General features: G+C 41.7%; 9 protein-coding genes. 3 read left to right on the top strand and 6 right to left on the bottom strand.

The annotated features are described in order from the left end of the window. The first annotated feature begins 44 nt into the window (after window positions 1-44). Window positions 45-1,712, top strand: coding sequence for an N-acetylmuramoyl-L-alanine amidase (locus tag SporoP17a_RS13425; RefSeq protein ID WP_083035148.1), 1,668 nt, complete (start codon window positions 45-47; stop codon window positions 1,710-1,712). A 449-nt stretch (window positions 1,713-2,161) separates the two neighbouring features. On the opposite strand, the gene SporoP17a_RS13420 is transcribed toward SporoP17a_RS13425, so the two are convergent. Both SporoP17a_RS13420 and aceA read right to left on the bottom strand, forming a co-directional pair. Then, window positions 2,162-3,331: a pyridoxal-phosphate-dependent aminotransferase family protein gene (locus tag SporoP17a_RS13420; protein WP_083035147.1), complete on the bottom strand. Its 1,170-nt coding sequence runs from the start codon at window positions 3,329-3,331 to the stop codon at window positions 2,162-2,164. 231 nt (window positions 3,332-3,562) lie between these two features. Further along, on the bottom strand, window positions 3,563-4,843 hold the full coding sequence (aceA, locus tag SporoP17a_RS13415) for an isocitrate lyase (RefSeq protein ID WP_083035146.1): 1,281 nt from the start codon (window positions 4,841-4,843) through the stop codon (window positions 3,563-3,565). Window positions 4,844-5,044: 201 nt separating this feature from the next. Here aceA and SporoP17a_RS13410 point away from each other — a divergent pair, with 201 nt between their 5' ends. Next, entirely contained in the window at window positions 5,045-5,719 is a 675-nt protein-coding gene (locus tag SporoP17a_RS13410; protein WP_237262337.1) for a LytTR family DNA-binding domain-containing protein, read from the top strand. A gap of 55 nt (window positions 5,720-5,774) precedes the next feature. Here SporoP17a_RS13410 and SporoP17a_RS13405 read toward each other — a convergent pair whose 3' ends face one another. From SporoP17a_RS13405 to SporoP17a_RS13395, 3 genes are all read right to left on the bottom strand, one after another. Beyond that, window positions 5,775-6,914 carry a polysaccharide pyruvyl transferase family protein gene (locus SporoP17a_RS13405; RefSeq protein ID WP_083035145.1) on the bottom strand — a complete coding sequence of 380 codons (1,140 nt, stop codon included), beginning with the start codon at window positions 6,912-6,914 and terminating at the stop codon, window positions 5,775-5,777. 122 nt (window positions 6,915-7,036) lie between these two features. After that, on the bottom strand, window positions 7,037-9,313 hold the full coding sequence (locus SporoP17a_RS13400) for an S-layer homology domain-containing protein (RefSeq protein ID WP_156890581.1): 2,277 nt from the start codon (window positions 9,311-9,313) through the stop codon (window positions 7,037-7,039). Window positions 9,314-9,936: 623 nt separating this feature from the next. Then, a complete protein-coding gene (locus tag SporoP17a_RS13395) occupies window positions 9,937-11,406 on the bottom strand; it encodes an O-antigen ligase family protein (RefSeq protein ID WP_083035143.1) in 1,470 nt (489 codons plus the stop codon). A 309-nt stretch (window positions 11,407-11,715) separates the two neighbouring features. Between SporoP17a_RS13395 and SporoP17a_RS13390 the strand changes: the two genes are divergently transcribed. Continuing rightward, the gene (locus SporoP17a_RS13390; protein ID WP_083035142.1) at window positions 11,716-13,740 is read left to right on the top strand and encodes an S-layer homology domain-containing protein; all 2,025 of its coding nucleotides are present in this window, start codon (window positions 11,716-11,718) and stop codon (window positions 13,738-13,740) included. A 607-nt stretch (window positions 13,741-14,347) separates the two neighbouring features. On the opposite strand, the gene SporoP17a_RS13385 is transcribed toward SporoP17a_RS13390, so the two are convergent. Then, entirely contained in the window at window positions 14,348-16,675 is a 2,328-nt protein-coding gene (locus tag SporoP17a_RS13385) for an S-layer homology domain-containing protein (protein WP_237262335.1), read from the bottom strand. Window positions 16,676-16,813: the final 138 nt, after the last annotated feature.

The raw sequence follows: 16,813 nt of genomic DNA, 5'->3' as shown, positions 1-16,813 counted from the left end.
GAACCTATGAGTCTAGTAATAAATCATATTTTAAGGAGGATCTCATGAAACAATTTAAATGGGCAACAGTCGGACTGTTGCTGCTAACGATCTTAGCTCTCGCTCCTCTCCAGTCAGTTGCAAGCTTCAAGTTTTCCGACGTCCCCGCCAACAGTGAATATTTTAAAGAAGTTCATTACATAGCTGAAAAAGGAATCATCAATCAAACTCCTAAATTCAATCCTCAAGATAACTTACGACGTTCACATGTTGCCAAGATGCTGGTTATTGCAACTGGCACGCAAGATACACAGTTAAAAAATATGGAAATTAACGGTTTGAAGCCGACTAGCGAACAATACAAGTTTGCTAACATTGCTCTCCAAAAAGGATACTTCCCCAACACGGACGCAAATAACTTTAAACCGAACGAAGAAATTAAACGGGATGAAATGGCTTACGCAATGTCCGTAGCATTTAACTTATCTGAAAAAGTAACGAGCAAAAAACCTTTGGGCATGAATGACGTACAAAGTCATAAATATGCTGATCGTATCAATGGCTTGTATTACGCAGGAATTACACAAGGTGACAACAAGAAATTCTTACCGAATAACAAGTTAACACGTAAACAATTCGCTTTATTTGTTGCACGCGCAATGGACAAGCAGTTTGCATTAACAGTTAAAACACCAGACCAGCAATCCAGTGTAGAGTATGTACGTGTTGCAACGGGTGACGATACGGATCCATTGAACGTACGTAGCGCACCTTCTGAGTCCTCGGCTATCATTCATGTGTTGTCTAACGGTACATTAGTAGAAGTAACAGGCAAAACAGGTGTCTGGCTAAAAGTCAAGATCAACGGTGTGGAAGGATATGTTCATGAATATTTTACGACGCCTAATATAAATGACGTGAAACCGAGTACTCCAGCACCACCACCTGTCACTACACCAAAACCGACGCCTGTTGCTAAAACAATGGGTAAAGTAACGGTAAATAATTTAAACATACGTTCTGCTGGCAACTCCAGTGCCCCTACTGTGGGTAAACTTCAAGCGGGTCAGAAAGTAGAAGTCCTATCCATCTCTGGATACTGGGCGAAGATTCGTACGGGCAGTACCACAGGTTATGTACACAAAACGTATTTGAAATTATTGAATCAAACAGGTAATCCATTGAAAGATCGGATCATCGTTGTCGACGCTGGACATGGCGGACATGATCCGGGTGCAGGTAAGAATGGTAAATCTGAAAAAAACATCACATTGAACGCTGCTAAGAAAGTGGAAGCGAAGTTAAAGAATGCCGGTGCTAAAGTGATCATGACACGCTCTAACGATACGTATTATTCACTACAAGCACGTACAGATTTCGCTAAAAAGAATTATGCAGAAACATTCGTTTCAATTCACGTCAACGCAGCAGGTTTTGCTGCAAAAGGCACAGAAGTTTTCTATGATTCATCTTCTAACGTAAACGCAACAGAAAGCCGCGATTTAGCTTCTTTCATTCAGCGTAATATTGTGCAAAAGGCTAATATGTCTGATCGTGGCGTGAAGAATAAAGGATTTTATGTCATTAAGAATAATAACGTAGCTGCTGTTCTTGTGGAGTTAGGCTTTATTACAAATTCACAAGACTATGCGAAATTGACAAGCGAGAAGTATTTGAATATTTATGCTGATGCGATCTATACAGGCCTGTATCAGTATTACAGTAAGCAATAAGGTCATCCTTCCCTCCTAGATATGTTCTAGGAGGGTTTTTATTGTTTTAACACGGTTGAGTGAAAGGGGTAATGAATTTAGGGTGTGGTTTTAAGCGGGCTTGCAAACTCGGAGTTTAGGGTCGTTGCTCGACTGGTTGTTGGGTACTGAAATCACTGAGTGTCTGCTTTCTAGACCTGCGCAAGCACGTGGGGGATTGCCTCCAGCCAGGAGCCAGCTGGCGAAAGTTCACGCCAGTTGTCTCCTGGCCACGGCCTACCCCGCAGTTGTGCTTGCGCTACTGAGTGGTAGTCATGTAGGTTGTGGTTCTCTAATAGGAAGAAGTTCATCACTAAATCTATTAAAAACAACTACATGAACTGCCCTACACGCTCTCTTACTTCGAATTTTACTCACTAAAAAGAAAAAATCCGTTACAAGAAGCAAGCCTCTCATAACAGATTATTATATTATACAGTCAGCTGATTAATTTCTGTCGCAAAGACGTTTTGTGCCTTAGCAATATCTACTGGATGGCCCATCTCGTTCAATGTTTCACCAATTTGCATCACTGCCTTTTCTAACATGTCCGCTGTAGTGTTTCCCATATGTCCGATACGGAATGCTTTGCCTGCTAAATGGGCGAGTGAGCCCGATAGAACTGTTCCCTTCTCTGCCATTGCCGCACGGAACTTCCCATCGTCAATACCTTCAGGATATAAAATACAACTTAACGTCGGAGCGGCCACTTCTTCTGACGCGATCGCTTTCATACCATAGACTGCTAAACTTTGTCGTACAGCACGGCCGAATGCAACATGACGTTGAATACGAGCGTCTAGTCCTTCTTCCAATACGATACGAAGTCCTTCTTCTAGCGCGTACACTAAATTTACTGCAGGTGTTGCGAAATACTTGGAAGGATCATGCATGATCGGAATCCAATTATAAATATCACAATAGTAAGCTTGCACACGTCCCATAGCAGCACGCACATCCAGAGCTTTCTGATTAAATGCTACTAGTGCAATGCCTGGCGGAACACCAATAGCTTTCTGTGAGCCGGTCAAGACGATATCGACCGTGTTACCTGCTCCCCCGTATTCTTTGCTCATATCCTCATCCATTGCAGTAGTTGCACAAACACCGTCAACAATAACCAGAGCACTATGCTTCTTAATGACAGGTACAACAGCTTCCAAATCAATTCGTACACCCGTTGAAGTATCTGCGTGGGTCACAGTGACTGCTTTATAGTTCCCTTCAGACAATTTCTTGTCTATTTCTTCAGGTGATACTTGCTTACCCCATTCAGATTGCAATACATCTACTTGAATACCGAATGCTTGTCCCAGTTTAATGAAGCGGTCTCCAAAGTATCCTTGACTGACGACGAGAAGCTTTTCGCCTTCTGCAATCGTATTCACAATCGCCATTTCCATTCCGATTGTTCCCGATCCAGCGACTACAAATACTTCGCCATCTGTATTAAAGATCTCTCTCGTCTGATCGATAGTATGTTTATAGATTTGAACAAAACGTGGATCCGTATGTGACCATGTCTCACTCGCCATTGCATCATAAATAGAATCCACTACTGGTGTGGGTCCAGGGATTAGCAGCATTTCTTTATTTCTCATCGTATAATTCCTCCTCTTCCTGTGTACACATCTCTAATACTATATAAACTATCTAAATTTTTCAAATAAAATAAAAAGCAGGGAATTGGATATTTTTTATCCAATTCCCTGCACATTTCATATCACTTCATCTAATAAAAGATGCTGTGACCCGTTATCATATGAATACCCCTTTGTTGAAGCGAACGAAACTTTCTCCCAAAAGTGCCATTCGGTCAAGCGGTTATACTATTAGAACTGTGCTGTTTCAGTTGAACCAGACATAGCCGTTGTTGAAGATTGACCTTCAGAGATTACTTGTGTCACTTCATCGAAGTAACCTGTTCCAACTTCACGTTGGTGACGAGTAGCAGTATATCCTTTTGCTTCGTTTTCAAACTCAGCTTGCTGAAGCTCTGAGTAAGCAGCCATTCCGCGCGTTTTGTAACCGTGTGCCAATTCGAACATGCTGTGGTTTAGTGAGTGGAAACCAGCAAGTGTTACGAACTGGAACTTGTAGCCCATCTTACCTAGTTCAATCTGGTACTTCGCGATTGTTTCTTGATCCAGATTCGCTTTCCAGTTGAATGATGGTGAACAGTTATAAGCAAGCATTTTTTCAGGGAATTTGGCGTGAATTGCGTCAGCGAATTCTTGAGCTTCTTCAAGTGATGGGTGAGAAGTTTCACACCATACTAGGTCAGCGTATTCAGCATAAGCAAGACCGCGAGCGATCGCTTGTTTGATACCTGGTGTAGTTTTGAAGAATCCTTCGTTCGTGCGCTCTCCCGTGATGAATGGAGCGTCGATTGGATCGATGTCGCTAGTTACCATGTCAGCAGCGTCAGCGTCCGTACGAGCGATGATAACTGTATCTACACCTAGTACGTCAGCAGCTAGACGTGCAGCTGTAAGGTTGCGAACTGCGTTTTGAGTTGGTAGAAGTACTTTACCACCCAAGTGTCCACATTTCTTTTCAGATGCTAATTGGTCTTCCAAGTGAACACCAGCAGCTCCAGCTTCGATCATGCCTTTCATTAATTCGAATACGTTCAATGGACCGCCGAAACCAGCTTCCATGTCAGCTACGATTGGAGCGAACCAATCAAATCCGTCTTCACGGCCTTCTGCATGGTCGATCTGGTCAGCACGTTGAAGTGCTTGGTTGATGCGCTTAACAACTGCAGGTACAGAGTTTGCTGGATATAAACTTTGGTCAGGATACATTTGTCCTGCAAGGTTTGCATCAGCAGCAACTTGCCATCCGCTTAGATAGATAGCTTGTAGACCAGCTTTAACTTGCTGTACTGCTTGGTTACCCGTTAGTGCACCTAGTGCATTAATGAAATCTTCTTCATGAAGAGATTCCCAAAGGCGAGCAGCACCCTTTTCAGCTAGTGTATTTTGAATTAGAAGTGAACCTCTAAGTTTAACTACGTCTTCTGCAGTGTAGTTACGTTTGATCCCTTTCCAACGACTATCCTCGGCCCAGCTTTTCTCCAATTGTGCAATTTGTTCTTGTCTTGTTGACATTATCTTCACACCTTCCCAATTTTTCAACGGCTAACTGTTACAATCTGTTTCATAACAGCTATCTTCGTTATGTATTACTATATAACAGCACTTCAGAATTGTCAGTTCATTTCGACAAAAAGGCTTTTTTAGAGGATGAAAGAATGGTAGAATGGATGAAAGGGCATACATTGGAAGTTAATTATATAAAAAGGGGATTTTATGAAGATTATGGAAAATACCGATGTTCCAAAGAAAATTCTGAATCAATACGCATCTATATTAGAAGACTGGGTTCCAAAAGACGCTTCTATAGCTATTGCAGTTTCTGATCACTATATCTATTACATTCCGGGTATGCATGATATTCATTTGCGAGAAGGTCAGCATATCCAGACCGGCAGTATTGCTGAAGTGACGATTAAAGACCAGCGTAAAGTGGAAGTCATTATGGACAACTCTCTCTACGGTACATCGTACTTCGGTATCGGCTATCCTATTAATGTACAAGGCGAAAGCGGCGCGTTAATCATTATCCTCCCGCCTAACTTCCACGTACTCAAAAAAGATCAGTTACAGTTCCTAACAGGGAAGAAAGATGATGAGTGGTTTCCTATTCCATTAGATCAAGTCAGTTATATAGAAAGTTTACATAAGAAAACGTGGTTTTACACAGCGGGCGACCATTACAATATCAGTTTTACATTGAAGGATTTACATCTTCGTTTGCCGAGACATTTCTTACGAATTCATCGCTCGTATATTATTAATATGAACTATATTGAAAAGATTGCTCGCGATTTCTCTTCGAACCTGGTAATTACATTAATAGACGGTACGGAATTGCCAGTTAGTCAGACGTATTTAAATGAAGTACGAGCACTTCTAGGGTTCTAATAAAAAACTGAAGACCGTTCCTGATTCAGGATCGGTCTTCAGTTTTTTATTTGTTTTATTTAATTGCATTGGTAAATTGTTGGGTCCCTTTCATGGCTTCTTCATATAATGAAGTGGAAAGTTTTTCAGTTTTTGCACACGTCTCTTTCCAGTCTGCTGCCAGTACATCATAAGCTTTGGTGAAGTGGTCGTCCGACTTATGCATTTCGCCAATTGGAATAGCTACTTCCGATAGATCGGCTAGCTTCATGAAGTCTGTCACTTTGTGGTGATAACAAACAGCAATAACAGGCGTTGCAGTACATGTTGCTAGGATCAGCGAGTGTAGTCGTGTGCCAATTACTATGTCTTGTTCAGCAGAAATTTGCAGTAAATCTACTGGTAATAAATTACGATCAATCACTGTAGTTTTTGGAGCTTGCTTCATTAAGGCTTGAATATCTTTCGTAACATCAGCGTCTTGCGGGAATTTGGTAGCGAAGAAAGTAATTTCGACAGGCTGTTTAGCCGCTAGCTCGTCTAAATTTCTTGCCATTCCTTCTATATACTGTTGATAGATTTCTTCTTTACTCTCCGGCCAGTACCCTGCATGATAATAAGGTACAGCTGTAATACCGATTTTTAACGGACGATCAGCTGTCGTTTTGCGTTCGCGTTTTAATGAAAATGCGGGATCCCCTATCACTTCTACAGATTTTTGTACGCCTACGGACCGTAATAATTCAGCTGATTCAGGATCTCTCACTGAAATACTTTCAGCATGTTTGCCCATATACCGGATGAACCATTTGCCTAACTCGCTACTGAGGGGGCCTGCTCCACAGCCATAAATGACATAAGGAACCCCAGAATTTTTAGCCATCATGGCGTACGATCCATATAATGGTGCTTCACGTTTGTAAAGATCCATTAATATCCCGCCACCGCCTATAATAAGCAAGTCAAATGTTTTCACGATTTTTTTATTTTGAAGATAGGTGGCACCGAACGTTTTCACCGCGTTCCCCTTTTTATAATACAAAGGCGCACTCATCACTTGATAGCGCTTCGCAGTTTGCTTCGGATTATTGCTGAATACCGTAATGACGTCACTTGGGACATTGAAAGTCGATGTAACTTGCGAAATAAGACTCAATAAAATGGCTTCATCGCCGTTATTGTCGTTTCCATAGTTCCCTACTATTCCTATTTTCAATTTATACCATCCTCTACAGTTCATTTGCTATAAGTATAGCAGAGTGGCCTTTTATAGTGTATTCATAAGACAGATAAGCCTTCCACCCCGAGGACACGCCAAGGAGTGGAAGGCTTCTATACTTACTTCGCTATACTTCTATATAGGAATGCACTAAATTGAGCACGGTTGACTGGCTTGCCTGGCATGAACTCGCCTTTTTCATTCCCCGTGGTAATTCCGTGGTGTGCCAAAATATGAATTTGCTTGTACGCACCATGTTGCGGTGAGACGTCTATAAATTTCTTTGCAGACTCTCCTTCTAAACTATACGCTTTGACTAAAATCATGGCCATCTGCGAACGAGTCAATTGGCCTGTCGGGTTAAACGTCCCGTCAGAATAACCGCCTACAATACCCGCATTAGCGATCGCACTGATTTCAGTGTAATAGCGATGCGTTTTCGGAACATCACTGAACTCTCTATGCGCTTCTTCTGCCGGTGGTAAATTGAAAGCTCGGCTTAAAATCAACGCTGCGTGTTCTCTTGATAACGTGTCACCCGGATTGAATGCCCCGTCTGTGTCTCCATTAATGATACCTCGATCACGTAAGAAATAGATTTCCGTCGCGTAGGCATAAGACAACGGTACATCGTTAAACAATTCTTTACTCGGATTATCTACAATAGGCGGCACAGGTCCCGGCTCTACTGGTTGAGTTGGGACATTTGTGGATTTCACTTCAATTGGTACTGAAATCACTTTTTTGCCGAGAGTGGCTTGCACTTGTCCTGTTCCAGCTTTCGTTGCTGTAAACGTTCCAGAAGAAGTAATGGAACCAATATCATTTGTAACGCTCCATACTAATTGGTGCGGTTGATAGATGATTGGATTCCCGGAAGCATCAGCCGGGGTAGCTGTAAATGTAATCTTCTCCCCTGCTTTAACGCTTGTTGCAGAAGATTTCACGTCGAGTCTTGCAGGCTGATCAATGACCGTGACCGGGAATGATTGCTCAGCAAATCCGTAGTTGACGCTAATGCGATCTTCTCCTGCCTGAAGCGCTTTGTATGTCAAACCTGTTCCTTCAACCGTTCCTTTTGTAGATGTGGTTTTCAATTGAGAGGCGCTCGGCACAATCGGATTATAATGCGCATCCAATACATGATTAATTTTCAGATCGGCAGTTGCACCGACCAACATTTCTCCTATTTGAGAACGAGAAACACTGACGTACGCAGGTTGTCCAGTTGGTGCTGTACTTACCGCTTCGAGAATAGCTGAAATATTTCGTTGTGTAGAATTGGATGTACGATTAGCCAAAACTACTTGGTTACTACCATATTTCCGAATACCCATCGTAGTGGACCCGCCACCGTCAAAATTCAACGCGCGATCATATCCTTGTGATACAAGATAATTTGCAAATTGGGTCAATGTCATCCCATTACTGTATCCAGCTCTTGAATCAATCGTCACCATATGCACTTGCTTTTTATCTTTACTAATCGCAATAGCCGTTCTGGCCGTCTTTGCTGTCGCGCGCCAGTTATTCGTATCCATTGTAATATGACGTTGTCCATCTTTAACAAGCATCGGGCCACTCGCCATCATGAATTCAGAGTCTTTCCATTTATCATCGATGGATAGATTCAACGAAAGCGAATCTCCAATAGCTACTGATTTGAACCGTTCCAATCCTTTTTTCCCATGAATAGATACAACAAAACCATTCTTCGGTATCGTGACTGCTTGTTTATCTCCATAACCACGTACGTTGACCACTTTACCTTGAACTTGCTGTCCGTAATGTGTCGATGTAATTGGCGCATTCGTTTCAACAACTAGCTCAATACCGTATTCATTGGAACCCGTCGTGTTTTTCACATGTTGCGGTGTGAAGATGATCGTCTCATCCGCCTGACGTTCACGGTTCAGACCTGTCATTTGAAACACCTTGCCATGGACTTCAACTTCAATTCCTAAGTTAAAATAATCAATTTCAGCCAAACCGTTACTTGTCACACCAAACGCAATTGGATGGCTAACATAATAGGAGTTCGCACTCGAAATTACACCGCCATTAACGATTTCATTGCCTTCAGATAATAGATACATCGGCATTCCTGTCTTCATATCGAAAAACGAAGTATTGACTGCACCGACAACGCGATGGCCTTCCTTTGAATCGCGGTTTGCCAAAGTCAATGTAGGGGCTGTTTTCGAAATAGGCGCAGGAAGCCCCATTTTCAGTTTCGTGAACGGATCACTGAGATCAACGCCTATATGATTGATATGACTACTTGCTGAATATGTATAGTGAGAATAAGTAACTCCTGAAGACACGGGGTAACTGGAAACAACTTTTGTGCTCGCTGCCGCTGACAATGGCAATGAAATAAGCATAGCTGCCGACATAACGGTAACGGCTACTTTCCGCTTTGTACGGGACAGCAAAGTATTTTGTTCGATAACACAACTCCACCTTTTCTACTCTTTATCAATCTCTAGTCTATCAAATAAGCCCTATAGTTTCATGTACCGTTTGAACGAAAAAAGTAGAGATTAGAAGATATTTGAAGTTTTAGATAGATATTTGGTTTTGTTGAAGTGATGGGTTGGATTTATGGTGGTTTAATTGCGTGGATGGTGGGTTGTTATGAGCGGATTGCGGGTTGTATTGAGCGGGTGGGATGGCGGTTTGAGCGGTTGCTGAGGTGGTATGAGCGGGTACCAAGCAACATTGAGCGGCTGCGGCTGCGGAGTTGCTATGAGCGGGTACCAAGCGATATTGAGCGGCTGCGGCTGCTGAGTTGCTATGAGCGGATACCAAGCGATATTGAGCGGATGCGGTGGCCGTTTGAGCGGATACCAAGCAACATTGAGCGGCTGCGGGGGCGGTTTGAGCGGATACAGAGTCACTATGAGCGAATTCCAGAAAACATTGAGCGGATACAAAAGAACTATGAGCGGACAAGCCACTTCTATGATTAACTCAAATAAAATAATGAGCAAACAAGCCAAAAAAACCTACGAATGGATTAACCATTCGTAGGTTTCGATGTGTCTTGCGGCTTGCTAAACGCCACAAATGCGCCAAGCAAGATAAAGTAGAACAATGTATACATCTTCAGTTCCCAGATATTATAATACATTCCGGAAACGCCAGTTGAAAACCATAAGGCAATCATAAACACGCCGAAGTTCGTATGACGTGATTTCCAGAAGAGCCGTAGCATGCTTAACAGGAAGAGCGCGAAAATCAATACTCCGATCACACCGGTTTCTGTGATGACTTGAATATACTGATTATCTGAATAGAAGTACTTCCCGCCATAAATATCCGAACTGATACCGTAGTGATCGTAAATCGGTGACCCGTACGATAATGTAGCTGAACCTCCAAATGAACCGAATCCTGTACCCGTTATAGGATGATCACCGAAGATCTCAAACCCCTTACTAATATAGAAGAATCGTCCGCTTTCCGTCATGAGAGCTAAGTTTTTCTCATCGAATGTTTCGCCGAATCGTCCCCCAATACTTCCAGCCCCGTCAGGCTTCTGCTCTACTTCTACGCTTAACTCTTGTATATATTGTACAGCCAAGTTAACGGGATAATATATTAGGATAATCGAAGCGACACCTGCAATCATTAGCCGTTTCAAAAGATACCATTTTTTTGTCATGAGTATGAAAACAATACCGAACACTACTGCTGAAATCCACGTTCCTCTTGAATACGTAAGTACTAGTATACCGAAGAATAATACGAGCAATACACGGAATGTCCATTTGTATTTATTCTGCTGGTACGCATGTTGCAAATAAATGATCCCGATAATCCCGAAAAATAAGGATAATGCCAAAGAGTTTGGATTACCAGCAAGACCGTAAATACGCACAGCATTTGTTGCAGATAAAACTTTATACTTCCATTCTTCAGGCAACAGCCACTGACGCAGTGACAATTTTTCCACCAAACCATGAAGCGACATGACAACGTTCACCCATACCGTCGCCCACGCAAGTTGTTGTAGCCATTTGTTGGTCAACGTCATTCTCGAAATAATGTAGTAAAGCAAATACATAATTATAAATGTACGTATTTGGAATATGATAGACATTGGCGTGACATGGTTTAGAATTCCTACGATCGAGCCAAATAAAATAAAGGCAAAGTAGGACCATTCAAACCATTTAAATGTAAATAAAGAACGAAGATTATGTCGATAATGGAACAACGTCCATGCAAATACGACAAAAATAATTAAATCTCCTATTAACTTCATTCCACTATTCACTTCGAGCAAAAATGGTCGGATATTGACGTAGATTACCAGAAATAGAATACTTTGCTGCGGTTTCAAAATAGAAAATAGGACAAAAAATAAGGTCGTTCCAAGCAAAGCTATTTTTGACGGTAGCAATAATGCAATGAGCATCACAGCTACTGCAACCAGTATGGTACTTGTAGATTGTTTTTCTAATCGTTGTTTCCATATATTCATTAGTCTATAAAACCCTTTCTACACTTGCTAGTTCCTTGTTGCATTATATCACTATCTAGGACGGAATAGGGAAACCATTCGTTGCATCTTTTTGAATAATTGTAGATTGTCGTTTACTGCTCTATGTAGCATTTCAACTTTAATCAATATTTTACATAATTTGTATGCCATTTCACCCTATCGGTCTATATGTATCATTCATTATATAGGGATTTATTATAATGGTAGTCTATTAATATATCAAAAGGTGCTTACCAATACTAGTCCTTTCTGCTACAATAGTAGGAGATTTATATAGGAGGTTTTGATTTGAAACGTTTGATTACATTACTGACACTTTTGCTTTTAGTTGCTTCTCCTATCTTCACACCGGTGGCGAGTGCGAATGATTTCACTAGTCATCAAATGCAACAAGAACTGACATTTTGGGTCGATAAAGGAGTGATCCAAAAGGATGCAAAAGGGAATGTCTATCCGAATCGTGCAGTAACACGAGGTGAATTTGCTTCGTATTTGGCACGGTCACTCGAATTACCTGCTTCGACAAGATATGCTTTTAAGGATTTAAAAGCAAATCATTCCCGCACAATCGAAATCCAAAACGCTGCAGGTGCTGGAATTTTAGCAGGATATCCTGATGGTTCATTCAAGGCAAATCAGCAGATTACTCGACAGCAAATGGCGGGTATGATATTTAAAGCATTCCGCTTCCTGAATATCCCTGTCAATTCAACGACCGTCCAGTTCAAGGATAGTAAGAAAATCTCGTCGAATTTCATACCGGCTGTTTCAGCGGCTTCTTCATTGAATATCATACGTGGAGATCAAGGCTATTTTAAACCGACAAGTAACGCAACAATCGCTCATGCTTCTGCATTTTTATTCCGTATGTTTGCAGTTGCTGACGGAAAAGGGAATACGCGTCCTCCTACGAATGTAGGCGGTATGGACAACCCTAAAGTGCATAAAGTCAGCTCGATTTCCAACAGTCAGCTGAATGTAACAGGCGAATCATATATTACGTTTGAAGATGCATTAGCTGCTTATAATGCCTCTTCCATTGTTCAGACGATTTCCGTTAATAATAAAATTATCAAGATGAAGTCCGGTCAGGCATTTGCTTCGGAAAATCCTAAGCAGTATACGTCACTGTATAGCGATCCTGCATTAAAAAACGAAGTAACATATGTTCAAAAAGGGTTTGAATTGGACTATGTAGGCAGTAGTCCAGAACGCGTTGTTGTAGACGTAGGTGGCTATACTTATTATGCGAAACACGCAGAAATCGACCTGGTCCCTTCCCTATTATCTAAAGGCGCGAGCCAATATAAAGTAACAAATGATGGCTTACTAGTTCATCAACCCTATTATCGTACATACGATGCCAAAACGAAACAGTATAAAGGTAGTTACGCAGAATATACAGTAGGCCCTGCTTCTCCTGCAATGAAAAAAGGACAAACTTATACTAGTAACGACGGGGTTCACTTTAAGGAATTAAACGGTTCGACTACGATTACCTTTTATCCGTACTTCCAATTCCAATCCGTGCGCCAACCTTCTACGTACACAGGACAGGAACTGGATCGTTTTATTTCCAACGCACTACAAGCAAGACAAAAAACAGGCATTGCTCGCTATAAAAATGCTACTTCCAAGTCAAAATTAATCGGACTGGGTACGTATGTGAAACAAATGGAGAAAAAGCATAACGTGAATGCGATGTTCATCCTAGCAACAGCTATACATGAGAGTGATTACGGAATGAGCGGCAATGCTCAACGGAAAAACAACATATTCGGTATTCGCGTATTCGACTCTTCACCAGAAAAAGGTGAAGTCTATAGTAATCCGACTAGAAGTGTCGACGCATTCATCACTCGCTACATCAACTTAAACTATGCGAACCCACTCGGTGCGTATGCCAATGGTGCAGCTCCAGGTAATAAAGCTGTCGGTTTCAATATGAAATATGCATCCGACCCATTCTGGGGAAGCAAGATTGCCGGCCATATGTGGCGTATCGATCAGTTCCTCGGGAATAAAGATGCGAACCAAGCGCAACTTGCTGTAATTTCATATACAGGCAATACGGCAGTGAATATCCGGACAAGCCCAGAAGCGGTGAATAGAAATAATATTCTATTCTCCTACAAACCAAAACATCCAGGTAATCTAGCGGCATTCGGCTACCCACTGATTGTTACAGATCGTACAACAGGCGCTGATGGTTTTGTTTGGTATAAGGTGCGTATGGATATCAATCCAGGAACGACACAAATCAACGAACCATATGGCTGGATCCGTTCTGATCTCGTCACGCTCGTTAATTAATTAGACAATGAAACCACCATCTCCAGTAACTTTGGAGTGGTGGTTTTTAGTTTGAAAAGTACATTGAGAAGAGGAAACATTGTTGAGAGATTGGCAGTCACTGCCTTCCATTTACGATCAACTAAGTGGCATTTTCTTTTGGGGGGGCAGCGCTCATAGTCACACGATATCCGCTCATAATACTTCTAGAAGCGCTCTATACTTCCTCTAAACCGCTCTATCTAACTAATTCAACGCTCTATCAACCTCGGCAAGCGCTCAATGTCCGGGAGTAACCGCTCAATCAAGCCTCAGGATAGATAACCCCTGATCTGCCTGGAACATCAAGCAACTGAGTGTCATTTCCCTTAGGTCAAACGCTCATAGTCCCACGATATCCGCTCATAATACCTCAAGAAGTGCTCTATACTCCCTCGCAACCGCTCTATCTAACTAATTAAACGCTCTATCAACCTCGACAAGCGCTCAATGTCCAATAGTAACCGCTCAATCAATCAATCCTCAGATAGATAACCCCGGATCCGCCTAGAACTTTCCCTCCCCTTTAATTTCCCAGCAAAACAACAAAACACCATCTCCTAAACGAACGGAGATGGTGTCTTGATCATTATAACGCGTCCGTATACTCTTTACCTGCTGGCAATAAGTTAGACATATTGATTCGTTTCAGACCTTCTTTGATCTTGGTCGTATATCCTTTTTTCGTACTGTTCAAATAACCAGCCTTTGACTTAATCATACGCTCGAATACTTTAGCTTTCGACTGATCGATTTGTGACCACTTTTCATAAGAGTGAATCAAGTCCTCCAATGTCAGATGAACATAATCTGTTCCTGAAAACTGACCATTTGGAGCACGTTTGTACCAAATGTCTCCATTTGAACGAGTCCACTTCTTCTCTTCGAAGCGAATCGCTTTTTCAATAGCACTGGCATTTTCCAAGTAGACCGGGTCATTGAACTCCTGGAATGCGAGTAGGAGAATGTTCATGCCGCCAAGTAAATGGTTCATTGACGTATGGGTCTTCACCTGCGATTTTGCCGGGAAGTAATCCGGGATATAATATGCAGTCGGAGACAAGAAGTTTACATTCCCTTTTCTGTGTTGCTGTACAAGCAAGTTCGCATAGTTACGCAAACCTTCGTTGTAATCTTTATGATTGAATGCCTTTCCTCCATTATAGAGGAATAAAGCAATCTGTTCATTGAAGCGTGTATCAACGAATGGTGCAGTAAAGTTATATAAATTCGTCAAATACGTACTCGTCACTTCAGTTTCCCAGTAAGGTTTACTACCTCTGAAGATTTCTAAATTTGTAAAGGAGTTATGCAAAATATCTTCATAATAGCGTTCTTTCGTCTGGTTGTATAACAGCATGACACGGTCTTCTTTTACTAAAAGTAAATTACGACCATATCCTCGACCTGAAGCAGGCATTGGTTCAATAGTTGTCGCCATCTTGTTGTATGGACCTTCAGCTGTATACCATTTATTACGCTTTTTATAGTTGGTAATGGATTCCCGAAGCCATGAATCCAATCTTTCCTGTGACGAGAATAACTTCTTATTCGACGCAAGATACCATTGATCGACCACATCGTATCCTCTAGAATTCAGCTCATATACCGATACGCGGTTATCTCCCATTAGAATATTGCTATAAGTTTCTTTCTCATCTTGTAGTTCTCGTGTTCGGCTGACTGCACCATTACGATACTTTAACTCAAGCTCACGTGAACGATATGTTTTTGAAATCATTTGCTGTCCAGTACCTTGTTGAGAAACTGTTTCCAGAACCCCCACTGGCGAAGTCGCAATATCGAATCCAAATGTATCATCCACATCTTTTTTCATTGGGAATTTGTCAAAACGCTCCAATGTATTCGTTTTAATATTTCCATCGATCCGTACCAAGTCGACACGAATCGGTAGACGATCAGGATTTCTTAACTCTACGAATGTAAAGTAATCACCATTTGGCAATTCGCGTTTTGTTACAGTAATTCTTGTACCTTTTCTTTCACTCACACCGTAGACATAAATATGATCTGTTGCATGCCCATGCGCTTTTACTCGCTTAGCTGATAAAGACATGTAATGGTTGGATCGCAAGTACGTCTTCCCTTCTTGTGTCAAGGGTACTTCTGTAAGAAATTGATTAAAGCGAATGGGTTCAAATTTCCCCATCGTTTGCGTTTTATTGAAAACAACCGGTTGCTTTTTTTCGAGCAGTCCTGCTTGAATCATTGCTCTATGTAGAAATACAGCGAACGAACCACGGTTAACGGATAGTTTCGGAGCAAAAGATCCGTCCTCTTTACCAGTAGTAATACCGTGCTGCATCAGTACTTTTACGCCATACCTGTGAGATTCACTAATGCTTTTCTCATCAGTAAAGTGTACCTCTTCACCTGTGTCTTTTAATTTAAATGCATGTACTAACACACTGGCCATTTGTTCGCGTGTTAATTCATCACTAACACCGAAGTTGCCATCGGGCTTCCCTCTAAATATCCCTTCTTGATACGTGGACATCGCACCGCGTAAGTGGGAAGACTTTGCGCTGACATCCTTGAATATTGGCTGATAGGGAGCTTCAGGTAATTGCAGTGCGACAGTTAGCAAGTTGGCCGCTTGCCCACGTTTAATGCTGATGCCTGGACGGTATTGTAAATCTTGATAACCGTTTATGATTCCTTCCTCCACCAGCTGTGTTACTTCATCTTTCGCCCAATATTCATTGCTGACATCGGAGAAACGTTGGTTCACAGTTTCTGCTTTCGCCTGGATTGGCAAGGCAATCAAGCATACTAACACCGCAATCAGCAATGAATTGAAAATAGCGTATGTACTTTTCTTTGATGCGCTGAACATCTTTAAAATCAACCCCAGTCTTTGAATTTCTTGGTTATAGTATGTAGTTTCCTTCGACAATTATAGCATACCTAACTTTTCATTTGGACTATCATTGCAAAGGTAGAAGTTTCCATAGTATCTAGCTATGATCTGTTCTCAGACCATCTTCCACCTCTCCATAACCGTATCGTACAGACGCAGAATAACAGAAATAGT

It is taken from the genome of Sporosarcina ureae, assembly GCF_002082015.1.
GTDB lineage: Bacteria > Bacillota > Bacilli > Bacillales_A > Planococcaceae > Sporosarcina > Sporosarcina ureae_A.
Note: the sequence above shows the minus strand (reverse complement) of the source record. Positions and strands in the feature narration are given on the sequence as shown.